This window comes from Sorangium sp. So ce1036, assembly GCF_051369805.1.
GTDB classification, from domain to species: domain Bacteria; phylum Myxococcota_A; class Polyangia; order Polyangiales; family Polyangiaceae; genus Sorangium; species Sorangium cellulosum_F.
Map to the genome: position 1 here is coordinate 1064699 of NZ_JBBMOX010000001.1, position 13142 is coordinate 1077840.

Consider the following 13142-nt stretch of genomic DNA (forward strand, 5'->3'; position numbering starts at 1 on the left):
ATCGAGCCCTCTTGTGGCCATGCAATGGATATGTGTCCCGAGCGGCGGCGCTCCTCCGCATAGCGAGAGGCCCTGCCGCCAGACCCAGACAATGCAGGTGGACGAGGGGCGCGCGAGGCGTTCGCGCCGACGCAGACAAGCGCTCTGCGGCGTTCACGGGGGGAGGTCGAGGGATGTCCTGTGCGTCGAGGACGGACGAGATGGCGCTCGGGGGCGATGCCAGGCCGAGCAATGTCCTATCGCTTTGCTGGAGACGCTTGCCGCTGGAGAGCGAGCGAATGAGCGTCCGCGGGCGAGAAAAATCTCGGGGTGGAGGCAATGCGAATGAGAGCGAGGCGACAGACGAAGATCCTCGTGGTGGCCGTGGCCGCCCTGGCGCTCGGCGCGATGGTATCCGGGTGCTGGAAGCGCAGCGATGACGCGCTCGGGCGCTTCTGCGCGATGCCGGCGAACGGCGAGGAGTACTGCGTGGGCGAGAACATGGGCCCGGGCAGCGCATGGAGCCAGGCCGAGGACCACGGCGCGCTGCCGATCGCGATGTGGGCGACGTGGCCGCGCGACGAGACGCTCGATGACGTCGTATCGAGCTCGTACTGGCTGGATGTCTGGCTCGGCCACCTGGACGAGGCGGTCGCGTACGTGCGCGACGAGGCGAAGAACGCCGAGTCGCTCCGGGCGACGCTCGAGGGCAGGCTCGAGGACCTGCTCGACGAGGCCACGATCCGCCAGCGAGCGCTCCTCGCGCAGACGCCGGTCGACGCGGCCGGCAACTTCAAGGCGGCGATGATCGACAAGGCGAGCGCCGAGGAGGAGCCGCTGCTCGCCGCGCTCGCGGCCGACAAGCAGGCGATGGCCGCGGCGCAGGCGGTCTTCGAGCAGGCGAGGCGCGACGCCGCGCCGCTGCAAGACAGGTACGCGGGCGCGGCGGCGCGGTTCGTTGCGTACCGCGCGACCGAGGCCGCGGAGACGGCGGCGTACGCGGCGCTCTCGGAGCGGGCGTCGCGGTCGGGCATCGAGGAGCTCGACGCGGTCGAGGAGGCGATCCTCGCGGCGGCGCGCGACGCGAGCCGCGCGCCGAACGAGCTCGCCGCGGAGGTCATGACGCTGTCGGCGGAGCTCCAGGCGCTCGCGGCCTCGTTCGAGGAGGCGATCGCGCCGCACAAGGACCTCCTCGCCACGCACGGCGCGCCGATGCCGGACCTGACCTCGGGGGCGCTGTGCTCGCTGAGCGCGATGCTGGGTTATGTGCAGCGGCGGGTCGCCCGGAGCGACGCGACCGCGACGGCGCTGCTCGGCGGCGTCGCCCAGCGCCGGCAGGCGCTCGCGGCGCTGCAAGCGGACCAGGGGACGCGCGAGGCGCTCGTGCGGTCGCGGACCGAGAGGGCGTCGGCGGCCTTCCGTGAGGGGGCGCGCGCTCGGGCCGCGGCGGTAGCGGCGGCGCCGCCGGTGAGCGAGAAGCTCGGGCTTCCGCTCCTCGCCGACCGGTACGGGGAGCTGACCGCGCTCGTCCAGATGCGGCCGCTCTGCGAGGCGGCGTCGTCGTCGTGGCGCGAGGCGGGGTGCGCCGTGCTCCGAGGGCGGTTCGACGCCGCGGAGGCCGAGCTCAGGACGAGCCTGCCCCGGAAGGTCGCGGCGGGCCTCGCGGCGCTGCGGCAGATGGGGATGGACGCGGCGCTGCTCGACGCTGCGCAGACAAGGCTCGACGCGGGCGACGTGAAGGGCGCCGCGATCGCGCATGACGCCGCCGTGCGCGGCGCGGAGGGGACATGAGCCGGTCGACCTGCGCCGCGCTGCGCGACCGGAGCGCCGCCGCCTTCCAGCAGCTCGTCGCGCTCGTCACGGCGCTGGCGGTGCTGGCGCCGTCGTTTGCGTGGGCGGGCACGCCGTACAGCCTGAGCTGGGAACGCACGGCGTTCAGCGGGTCGTGCGAGAGGGCCTACCTCGTCGGACACCAGTTCTTTCGTGTCAACGACACGCCGCTGACCACGGTGGAGGTCCCCGAGGCGCTGGTGGACCTGCCGGATGGCTCGGAGATGAACAGGTCAGAGACCGAGTTCGACTCCGTGCTGCTCCGCATCGGAACGAACGGCTTCCATTTCGGTGTGCATCACGCCGCCGGCAACGACTGGTGCTCCGACACGCGCGAGGTGGTGAACCTCGTGTCGGCGCCGCTCGGGCTGAACAAGCCGCTCTTCGATGTCCGGCGCCGTGGAGCGAAATTCTCCGGCGACACCCGGATCACCCTCGGCCTCGCCGAGATCAACCCGCCGCTCGCGCGCGACATCGCGATCCTGGAGGCGACGACCGCGGAGCTGCGCAAGGCGCTCGTCCGGAACGCCGCCAGGATCGCCGGCCTGAGGGAGCGGATGGACCTGCTCCAGCAGCTCGACACCGAGCTGCACGACCTGGTGACCCGGCCGCTGGACGAGATCTCGCGGACCGACCTCGACGCGATCCTGGACCGGTACCAGGACGTGGTCGACGCGGAGACCCGGGCGGCGATGGAGCAGCTCGTCGACGACCTGAAGCAGAGCGTCCGCGATCTCGAGGGCGAGCTCGGGCGGCTCATCGACGAGTTCGGCGCGCAGGCGGACGAGGTGGCGGATCTCGCGACGCAGACGGCGCGCGACGAGGGGTGGGATCCGGACGATCCGCAGGCGTACGCGCTCGGCGAGAGCGACGTGCCGTGGGTCGAGGTGCCGGACATCGCGGAGGTGCCGGGGGCGTTCGAGGCAGGGAGAGACCCGTATGCGGCGTACGCGGACGCGGTGATCGCGGCGCTGGAGGAGGATGTCAGCGGCGGCGTGGTGGTCGCGCGGGCGGACTTCGTGGCGACCGTGCGGGCGTGGCGGGCGAACAGCGTGGCGCTGGAGATCGCGCTGCGCGACCGGATGGGCGTGTCGATCGCCGAGACGAACGCGTTCCTGAACGCGCAGAACCGGGTCACGGCGTACGTGCGGCGGTTCATGGATGCATCGGACTGGTTCATCGACACGCCCGTCCCGCCGGACCTGCGCGCGCAGGTAGACCTGGTGCTGAAGCCCCGGTTCGAGGCGCTCGCGGACCAGATCAAGGACAGCCTCAACCAGTGGACCGGGGAGGCGCTCGACCTGGAGCAGACGCAGCTCTACCAGACGATCAGCGCCTTCGCGGCGGCGGTGTCGACGGTCGGCGAGGGCTTCGTGGCGTACGGGGAGGTGCTGCAGACGATCGTGCACGCCACGACGCGCATCGGGGTGGGGTTCGTGCCGGTGGTGGGGCCGGCGCTCGACCTGTGCGAGGCGGTCACGGGCAAGGCGTTCTGCCTGCCGTCGGGGCAGGAGCTGAGCGACGAGGAAAGAATCTTCTCGGGCGTGGGGTTCGGGCTCGGGGCGGTCGGGCCGATGTGGCGCGCGGTCAGCGCCGCTGGCGGGCTGACGCCGGGGGCGGTCCGGGTTGCCAGAACGATCGCGGAGATCGAGGATCCCGTTTGGGCAGCGCTTCGTGCAAACCGGCGCAACTGGTACAAGACGCTGCGCGGAGCGGTCACGAGCATGCCGCTCGATGCGATGGAAAAGAAGGCGGCAAAGTTCATGCTGGACGACGGGCGGGCGCTGATCGGCGTGGGGGACGACGGCGTACGCCGGGTGCTGGACATACCGAAGGAGTCCCCGCCAAATACGACCTTGGGAAGGGCTCCCGACTTCCTCACCGTTACTAAGGGAAACAAGCTGGCCCTGACCGAGGTGAAGGATATTGACCGTGCCACCGGGAAGGTCGATGTCGACTACGCACTCACGCAGCTGCAGAATGCGATGAAAAAACTGAGCAAAGAGGGGCTCGCCGGCGACGTCGAGCGGATCGAGTTCATTATCCCCAAGGGTGCACCGCTCAAGAACGAGAACAAGGTCGTCAAGGACGGCTATCTGGTCGACGCGCTCACGGGTGCGCGCATCAAACTTGAAGGCTTTAGGAACCTGGTCATGGTGATCCAGTTATGAGCGTATCAGGTCCCTGGCTCTATGCGTGGTGTGACGAGAAGGACAGGGGCGACGCGTTCGCGGCAGCTCTGTCTGCTCTCGTCATCCCGGGGGGGACGTGCGGCTTCCACATCGAGTCCATCGACCATCCCGATAGCACCTGGCGATGGCGCGATGCGGTCACTCTCAGCGAGACGGTCGCGGCGGTGCGCGCAGGATTCACCGCAGGGACACACGTCTTCGCATCCTTCGGCGTGACGCTGAACTCCGGCAGCGTAATCGAGCTCGCTATCGAATGCAATGGCGAAGAGTGGGAGCGTCGGTATCCCTCCGGTCCTCTATGCGCACGCCCCGGCGATCGCAGCGATCTACTTCCCCGGAGCCTTCGCATTGCCCTCGGCGGTGCGCGCTCTGTCGAGGTCGAGGCGGCGATCCTGGCGATGCGGGTCCAGCAGGATCTCGAAGATCTTATGACCCGCCTCTGCGCGCCGGATGCGCGTGCGCGTGTGACGGCCGGTTCCTGGACGGAACTCGCGGATTGGGGGCCGCCCATCAAGGCATGCGCGACCTATCACACCAAGGCGGCGGTGGTTGCACACGATCTCGCCCTTACGTGGGCAAACCTGCGGGATGGTGACAAAGTCGCACATTCTGCGGGGATGCCAACGGACGTGTTGCACGCGCGCGTCGATGCCGCACCGCGCGGGGCACGCGTCACTGTTGAGGACGGCGCTGAGCTCTCGCGCGAAGCGGTCCTCAAGGCACTCACGGAGTCACCGGCTGCGCTGCTCGACGCACTCGAAGCGGCCGCGGTGGCGGATGAGGAATGGCGCACCGTCGAATCGGCTGCCCTTGAGACCATCGCAGCGACGAAGGAGGGCGCGCCGACGTACGAGGTGGACGTGACGTCGCGCAAGCACGTCAGGTTCATCGAGCGCCACGCTCCCTACCGCGTTCGGCGTCTGCCGAGCGGCGGCGTGGTGCTGGCGACGCACCCGTACCGCACGCTCTGGCCGCTCTGGGCCGACGCCCTCTTCTTGCTGGGCATCACGTCCTGACGCGAGTTGCCCGCCTGCTCTCCCTCTCAGGTTCCCACCTGGACATGCCGTGCGGCGCCCCCCTCCCTGAGCGCGCGGAGCGCGCGATTTGGGAGGGGCGGACCGCGCGCAGGCGCGGAGCGCCGAGCACGGGCCGGGGGTGGGCAGCTTTCCTTCTCTCCCCCCTCCTCATCGTTCGACACGGGGCTGCACGACCTCGTGAGCCGGCCGCTGGACGAGATCTCGCGGACCGACCTCGACGCGATCCTGGACCGGTACCAGGGCGCGGTCGACGCGGAGACCCGGGCGGCGATGGAGCAGCTCGCCTGCGACCTCACGCAGGTCGACGACCTCACGCAGGTCGACGACCTCACGCAGAGCGTCGGCGCGTGCTCGCGCGCGAGCGCCGCGCGACGAGGCGCCCCGCAGCGGCTCGGGACGCACAGCGTCCGGAGCATGTCAAGCCACGCCCGCCCGCGCGTTGCCCGCGCGGCACGCGGGCGCGGCGCGGGCCGATGCGTCGCCGCCGCACCGCCGCGCCGCCCGCCCAATCCACCGCGCGCCGGCGCATGGTAGCTTGACCCGCGCCCGCACGACGCGTGCGGCCACCCCCGTCATCGAGGAGATCATGAAGCGACAGAAGCGACTGACCAAGCGCGAGCGCAAGGCGCTCGCGCCGGCGCGCCCGGCGGCGACCCACCAGCACCAGCACATCCACTGCGTCGCCTGCGGCAAACACCTCGATGCGGCGGAGTTCGACGTCCAGGGGACCGCGACCTGGCTCCAGTGCTTGCACCGGTCGCGCTTCGCCTCCTGCGTCGAGTGCACCGACATGTCGAAGCGCCTCCTGGCCGAGCACGACCGCACAGGCCAGCCGGTCCAGGCCGCCCAGGCGTGGCACTGACAGCGGGAGCCCCCGCGCGCGGGAAGCGGGAAGCTCACGTCGCCCGAAGAGCGCGCCGCCCGGGCAACGTCGCCTGAAGAGCGCGCCGCCCGGGCAACGTCGCCCGAAGAGCGCGCCGCCCGGGCAACGCACACAACGCGCGACGCGCCGCCCGGGCAATGCACAGAACGCGCGGCGCGCCGCCGGGGCGACGCTCCGCGCGCTGCGGCTGACGTTCTGGACACGCGGCTCCAGCACCGCTCGCGCTCTCACGCACGATGGTCCCGATGCAGGCCGGACGCCCGCATCGCTGGAAGGAATGGGCTCCCGGTAGTCCAGAGTACGCTGTTGTGTCCGCCGTCCGGCCCGGCGCCCTCGCGGCGCGATCCCGCTCACCGCATCTGTCGTGTCACCACGCGGCCGTTCTTCCCGGATACCCTTGCGCTCGGCGCGCTTTGCGCCAATGGTTTGCGCCCCTATCCATCTCGGAGGATCCTGCATGACGAAACCAATCCGCCGCGCGGGCGTCATCGGCGCGGGCGTCATGGGCAGCGGCATCGCCGCCCACTTCGCGAACGCCGGCGTCGAGGTCTTGCTCCTCGATATCGTGCCCCCGAACCTCAAGGAGGCTGAAAGGCAGGACCCGGCCGCCCGGAGCCGGTTCGCCGCGGGCGGCCTCGAGAAGGCCCTCAAGGCCAGGCCCGCCGCCTTCTTCCACCCGTCCCACGCCCGCCTCGTCCGCACCGGCAACACGGAAGATCACTTCGCCGAGCTCGCGCAATGCGACCTCGTCATCGAGGCCATCATCGAGCAGATCGAGCCGAAGCGCGACCTCTTCGCGCGCCTCGAGCAGGTGATGCGCGAGGACGCCATCGCCGCGTCGAACACGTCCGGGCTGCGCATCGCGGACATGATGCAGGGCCGCTCCGAGGAGTTCCGCAAGCGATTCCTCGTCATGCACTTCTTCAACCCGGTCCGGTACATGAAGCTCCTCGAGCTCGTCGCCGGGCCCGACACCGATCCGGCCGTCGTCGACCGCGTCCGGAGGTTCGGCGAGGACGTGCTCGGCAAGGGCATCGTCTTCGGCAAGGACACCCCGAATTTCGTCGGCAACCGCATCGGCACCCACGCGATGCTCACGGCCATCCACCTCATGCTCGAGGAGGGGCTCGCGCCGGAGGACGTCGACGCCATCACCGGCATCGCCATGGCGCACCCGAAGAGCGCGAGCTTCAGGACCGGCGATATCGTCGGGCTCGACACCTTCGCCCACGTCGCCGACAACTGCTACGCGGCGCTCGAGCGCGACGAGGACCGCGACGTCTTCAAGGTGCCCCCGTACATCCGCAAGATGATCGAGGCGAAGCTCCTCGGCGACAAGACGAAGGGCGGCTTCTACCGCAAGACGAAGGACGGGCTGGAGACGCTCGACCCCGCGAAGCTCGAGTATCGCCCGCACGGCGGCGACGAGGCGATCAAGAAGGCCACGAAGTCGTGCGAGAAGGTCGAGGACCCGGCCGCGCGCGTGAAGAAGCTCGCCGGCGATCCCGGCAAGGCGGGGCAGTTCGCGTGGAAGGTGCTCTCCCGCTCGCTCGCGTACACGGCGCGGCGGGTCGGCGAGATCGCCGACGGCATCGTGGCGATCGATGACGCCATGCGCTGGGGGTACAACTGGGAGCTCGGCCCGTTCCAGACCTGGGACGCGCTCGGCTTCGTCGAGACCGTCGAGCGCATGCAGAAGGACGGCATCGCGCTGCCCGAGTCGATCCTCCGCATGAAGCAGCGCGGCGCGACGTCGTTCTACCGCGCCGACGGGGCGGTGTTCGATCTGCTCAAGGGGGAGTACGTCCCCCGCGCGATCGATCCGAGGAACGTGACGCTCGCGGGCGCGCGCAAGGGCGACAAGCCCGTGCTCGCCAACGACGGCGCGGAGGCCTGGGACCTCGGCGACGGCGTGCTCGGCGTCACCTTCAAGACCAAGGCGAACAGCCTCGATCCGGACTCGATCGGGATGCTCACGCGCGCCGCCGAGAGGGCCGAGCAGGATTTCCGGGCGCTCGTGGTCTTCAACCAGGGCGAGCACTTCTGCGTCGGCGCCAACCTGTTCCTCGTGGTGATGGCCGCGGGCAACAAGGACTGGGACGCGATCCGGAAGATGGTGAAGGCGTACCAGGACGCGACGCAGCGGCTGAAGTACGCCACGGTCCCGGTCGTGGCCGCGCCCTACGGGATGACCCTGGGCGGCGGGCTCGAGCTCTGCTTCGCCTGCGACGCGGTGCAGGCCGCGGCGGAGACGTACGCGGGGCTCGTGGAGGTCGGCGTCGGGCTCATCCCGGGCGGCGCGGGGACGCTCAACATGCTCTGGCGCGCGCTCGAGGGCACCCCGGAGGGGGTCTCGGCGAACACGTACGACGTCGTGACCCAGGTCTTCAAGAACATCGCCCTCGCCAAGGTCGCGACCAGCGCGGACGAGGCCAAGGCGCTCGGCTACTTCCGCAGGACGGACGGCGTCTCGTTCGACCGGGCGCGCCAGCTCCACGAGGTGAAGGCGCGCGCCGTCGGCCTCGCCGAGGCGGGCTACCACCGGCCGATCCCGCGGGCCTACAAGCTCCCGGGCGAGAGCGGGATCGCGACGCTGCAGATGATGATCGACACCCTGGTCGCCGGCGGCCACGCGAGCGAGCACGACGCGAAGATCGCCCGCAAGCTCGCCGAGGTGCTCTGCGGCGGCGCCGGCGGCGCGGCGCGCGAGGTGACCGAGGACGAGATCCTCGAGCTCGAGCGCGAGGCGTTCGTCAGCCTGTGCGGTGAGCCCAAGAGCATCGAGCGAATGCAGTACATGCTGATGAACAACAAGCCCCTTCGGAACTAGGTGAACGCCATGGTCGACGTCGTAATTGCAGAGGCCGTCCGCTCGGCCGTTGGCCGTGCCCACAAAGGGTCGCTCGCGCTGAAGCGCCCCGACGAGCTCGCCGGCGAGGTGGTCGCCGCGCTGCTCCAGCGCGTGCCGCAGGTGAAGCCCCAGGACGTCGAGGATCTCATCCTCGGGTGCGCCATGCCGGAGGGCGAGCAGGGGCTCAACGTCGCGCGCGTCGTCTCGCTCCTCGGCGGCATGCCCGAGGAGGGATCGGCGATGACGATCAACCGCTTCTGCTCGAGCGGGCTCCAGGCGATCGCGCTCGCGGCGGGCAGCATCGCGATGGGGTCGGTCGACATCGCCATCGCCGGCGGGGTCGAGTCGATGACGATGGTGCCGATGACGGGCAACAAGCTGAGCGCCTCGCCGGAGGCGATGGAGCGGTGTCCGACGGTGTACACGCCGATGGGCATCACGGCCGAGAACGTGGCGAACCGGTTCCAGGTGAGCCGCGCCGACCAGGACGCGTTCGCGCTGCGGAGCCACCAGAAGGCGGCGGCGGCGCGCGCGGCCGGGCGGTTCGAGGACGAGATCGTCACGGTGAAGGGGGTGCGCTACGAGGGCGGCGAGCGCGCGACCTTCGACTTCCGCACCGACGAGCTGATCCGCAAGGAGACGACGGCGGAGGCGCTCGCCGCGCTGAGGCCGTCGTTCGCGGTGAAGGGGAGCGTGACGCCGGGCAACAGCTCGCCGCTGTCGGACGGCGCCGCGGCCGCGCTCGTGATGAGCAAGGCGAAGGCGGACGCGCTGGGCGTGAAGCCGCTCGGGTACTTCCGGGCGTTCGTGACGGTCGGCGTCGATCCCGCGATCATGGGGATCGGCCCGGTGCCCGCGGTGCGGAAGCTGCTCGCGAGGACGGGGCTGAAGATGGCCGACATCGATCTCTTCGAGGTCAACGAGGCGTTCGCGTCGCAGGCCGTCCACGTGCAGCGGACGCTCGAGATCCCCGAGGAGAAGCTCAATGTCAACGGCGGCGCGATCGCGCTCGGCCACCCGCTCGGGTGCACGGGCGCGAAGCTGACGGCGACCGCCCTGTACGAGCTGCGGCGGCGCGGCGGCCGCTACGCCGTCGTCACGATGTGCATCGGCGGCGGCATGGGCGCGGCCGGCCTCGTCGAGCTGGCCCGCTGATCCCGCCCTTCTGAACGCGCCGGCGATCCCGTCCGGCGATCGCCCCGCCGCGGGCCATGCTGCGGCTTTCCCGCGGCGGGGCGATGGCTTATAGATCGCCCCATGCCCAGCCACCTGACGACCTTCGAGGGGTCGGTCACCGACGCCCTGAAGCGGGCCATCGAAGCGAAGATCGAAGGCTCCACCGCCGAGGTGACCGGCGGCGGAGGTCACTTCAACCTCGTCGTGACGTCGCCGGTGTTCGCCGGCAAGAGCATGCTGGAGAGCCAGCGGCTCGTCTACCAGGCCATCGCCCACCTCATGGCCGGCGATCAGGCGCCCGTCCACGCCATCGACAGCCTGAAGACGCGCACGCCCTAGCCAGGAGGCTTGCGGAGCTGCGCTGGCCGGGGATCTCGCCGGGCTGCCCGGCCCGAGGAGAGGGGGGGCGTCGCGCGCGGCGGGGCCCCGCCGAACTCGCCTTGGCCATCTCTCCTCCGGCAGAGCCGGAGGAGAGATGGCCAACGGGCTCAGACACGGCCCGTCCCCACCGCGCGCGACGCCCCCCCTCTCCTCGGGCCTACGGTGGATCCCTGTTCGACCGGGTTCTGACATCGACCCGTCGCGCGACACCTCTCCTCGGCCTGTTCAACCAGATTCGAATATTGGCCCTCGGGACTTCCAAGACCCCTGCGCGAACGATGTTGGGCGACAACGTACGAGTACCGCGTCGCTCAAGTCCATTCCTGGATCCAGCGTAGGCCCCCGGAGGGGGTGTTCGTCGCGTGCTGTGGGGACGGGCCGTGTCTGAGCCCATTGGCCATGAATCCTCCGGCTCCGCCGGAGGATTCATGGCTCAGGCGAGTTCGGCGGGGCCCCACAGCACGCGACGAACACCCCCTCCGGGGGCCGGGCAGCCCGGCGGGGCCCCACAGGACCCCCTCCGGGGCCCCGGGCAGCCCGGCAGGGCCCGCCGCCGCGGCGCGGCGAGCTCCCGCTCCTGAGGCCGGGCAGCTCGCCAAGGCCCCTGACACGCCGCCGGCACGCGCCGTCTGTTTGACACCGGAATTCGCGCGGTGGTACGTGGCGCTGAGCCAGCGCCAGGCGCTGATCTCCCGCCTTCGACCTCACGCCCCCGAGGACCTTGCCATGACGCCTCGCTCCCCTTCATTTTTCGACGCCCCGCCCACGGGCGCCCCCGCCGAGCGCGACGACCGGCGCGCGCCGCCCGCCCGCGGTCGCCCTCGATGGGCCTCCCGCCTGGGCGCCGGGCTGCTCGCCGCCCTCCTCGGCGCCTCCATGGCCGCCGCCACGGCGGAGGACGCCGCCGCGGCAGAGACCCGCACGGGCGACGGCGCGAACGGCGACGGCATGGATCTGCACCTGTTCCGGCCGGCGATCGACTCCAAGGGGCTCTTCTCGGTCAACGGGGCAGACATCGTCGGCGCCAACGACATCAGCCTGGGGCTCGTGCTCGATTACGGGCGAAACATCATGCCGCTCAGCGAGGGCAACGAAGCGGACATGATGCTCACTCACGCCTTCCAGGGGACGTTCCAGTTCAATTACGGCATCGCCAACTACCTGGTCGTCGGGCTCTCGGCGCCGGTGGTGCTCAACAGCGCAAAGCCGGTGAACGACATCGGCCCGACCGGCGCCCTCTACAGCGACGACTCGCTCGACGCCCAGACGCTCGGCAACCTCGCGCTCCACGCGAAGCTGCGCCTCCTGCGCCCCGACCAGGACCCGATCGGCCTCGCGCTGATCGTCCAGGCCGGCGTCGGCGTGGGCGGCTCGCAGGACTTCGCCTCGGACCCGGGCTTCTTCTACTGGCCCCAGATCGCGCTGGAGAAGCGGTTCGGCCGGATCGGCCAGTTCCGCGTCGCGCTGAACGGCGGCTACCGCGGGCACACCGGGGAAAACCCCGCGTTCGGGCTGCGGCCGGATGGGTCGCCCCAGCTCAAGGAGGGGGACTTCAAGTACTCCGACCTGCTCACGAGCGGGTTCGGCATGAGCTACCGCGTCCTCACGCCGCTCGACCTCGTGGCCGAGACGTACATGACCTACCAGCTCGGCGGCGGCGAGAGCAGCAAGCAGAAGCTGTCGGCCGAGGCGATCGGGGGCATCAAGCTCTTCATCGAGAGGAACAGCTTCCTCATGCTGGGCGCCGGCGTCGGGTACACGCCCGGGTTCCAGGCGGCGGACCAGCGCGCGACCATCGGGTTCGTCTTCGAGCCGTCGATCGGGGACCGCGACGGCGACGGCATCAAGGACGATCAGGACGACTGCCCCGACGATCCGGAGGACTTCGACGGCTTCCAGGACACCAGGGCGGACTCGCCCCCCGGGAAGTACGGCTGCCCCGATCCGGACAACGACGAGGACGGCATCCTCGACGTCGACGATCGCTGCCCGAACAACCCGGAGGACATGGACGGCGACGAGGACGAGGACGGCTGCCCGGAGGGGAGCGACGGCGACCGCGACGGCGACGGCATCCTCGACTCGCGCGACAAGTGCCCGGACGACCCCGAGGACCGCGACGGCTTCCAGGACAAGGACGGCTGCCCCGACCCCGACAACGACAAGGACGGCATCCCCGACAAGTCCGACCAGTGCCCGAACGACCCGGAGGACAGGGACGACTTCCAGGACGAGGACGGCTGCCCCGACCCCGACAACGACGCCGACGGCATCCCGGACGTGACCGACAAGTGCCCGAACGAGAAGGAGACGTTCAACGGCACCGAGGACGAGGACGGCTGCCCGGACAAGGGCAGCGTCATCCTCGAGGAGAACAACATCCTCATCCTCGAGAAGATCCAGTTCGCGACCGGCAGCTCCGAGATCCTCCCGGAGTCGTTCGGCATCGTGCAGGCCGTGGCCGAGACGCTCAAGCACCACCCGGAGTTCACGCTCGTCGAGGTGCAAGGGCACGCCGACGAGCGCTCGGCCGACGCGTACAACCTCAGGCTGACCCAGGCGCGCGCGAACGCGGTCGTGGAGGCGCTCGTGCAGCGCGGGGTCAAGCGGGACGTGGTGCGCGCGATGGGCTACGGCGAGTACTGCCCGCTCGACCCGGCCCACAACGCGGCCGCGTGGGAGAAGAACCGGCGCGTCGAGTTCAAGATCGTGCGGACCGACAAGGGCCCGACCGGCGTCGAGCTCGGCTGCGACACCGCCCGGGCCAAGGGCGTCGTCCCGCCGGCTCCCTGAGCCGGGCCTCCGGCCGTTTT

At 70.5% G+C, this 13142-nt stretch carries 9 protein-coding genes; all 9 read left to right on the forward strand.

Features of this window, described 5'->3' with window-relative positions:
- Positions 1–324 precede the first annotated feature (324 nt).
- The 9 genes from WMF31_RS03890 to WMF31_RS03930 all read left to right on the forward strand — a co-directional run bounded on the left by WMF31_RS03890 (position 325) and on the right by WMF31_RS03930 (position 13122).
- Positions 325–1770 (forward strand): hypothetical protein, encoded by a 1446-nt coding sequence (locus WMF31_RS03890; protein WP_436600640.1) that lies wholly within the window; start codon positions 325–327, stop codon positions 1768–1770.
- The gene (locus WMF31_RS03895) at positions 1767–3980 is read left to right on the forward strand and encodes a hypothetical protein (RefSeq protein ID WP_436600641.1); all 2214 of its coding nucleotides are present in this window, start codon (positions 1767–1769) and stop codon (positions 3978–3980) included. Before WMF31_RS03890 ends, WMF31_RS03895 begins: the two co-directional genes overlap by 4 nt.
- Positions 3977–5017 (forward strand): hypothetical protein, encoded by a 1041-nt coding sequence (locus WMF31_RS03900; protein WP_436600642.1) that lies wholly within the window; start codon positions 3977–3979, stop codon positions 5015–5017. The genes WMF31_RS03895 and WMF31_RS03900 overlap by 4 nt, the downstream gene beginning before the upstream one ends.
- A 198-nt stretch (positions 5018–5215) precedes the next feature.
- Complete coding sequence (locus WMF31_RS03905; protein ID WP_436600643.1) at positions 5216–5572, forward strand: hypothetical protein; 357 nt, start codon at positions 5216–5218, stop codon at positions 5570–5572.
- Between the two features lie 52 nt (positions 5573–5624).
- On the forward strand, positions 5625–5900 hold the full coding sequence (locus WMF31_RS03910) for a hypothetical protein (RefSeq protein WP_436600644.1): 276 nt from the start codon (positions 5625–5627) through the stop codon (positions 5898–5900).
- 478 nt (positions 5901–6378) lie between these two features.
- Positions 6379–8751 (forward strand): 3-hydroxyacyl-CoA dehydrogenase/enoyl-CoA hydratase family protein, encoded by a 2373-nt coding sequence (locus tag WMF31_RS03915; RefSeq protein WP_436600645.1) that lies wholly within the window; start codon positions 6379–6381, stop codon positions 8749–8751.
- Between the two features lie 9 nt (positions 8752–8760).
- Positions 8761–9927 (forward strand): thiolase family protein, encoded by a 1167-nt coding sequence (locus tag WMF31_RS03920; RefSeq protein WP_129353572.1) that lies wholly within the window; start codon positions 8761–8763, stop codon positions 9925–9927.
- Between the two features lie 102 nt (positions 9928–10029).
- The gene (locus tag WMF31_RS03925) at positions 10030–10287 is read left to right on the forward strand and encodes a BolA/IbaG family iron-sulfur metabolism protein (RefSeq protein WP_436600646.1); all 258 of its coding nucleotides are present in this window, start codon (positions 10030–10032) and stop codon (positions 10285–10287) included.
- Between the two features lie 768 nt (positions 10288–11055).
- On the forward strand, positions 11056–13122 hold the full coding sequence (locus WMF31_RS03930; RefSeq protein ID WP_436600647.1) for an OmpA family protein: 2067 nt from the start codon (positions 11056–11058) through the stop codon (positions 13120–13122).
- Positions 13123–13142: the final 20 nt, after the last annotated feature.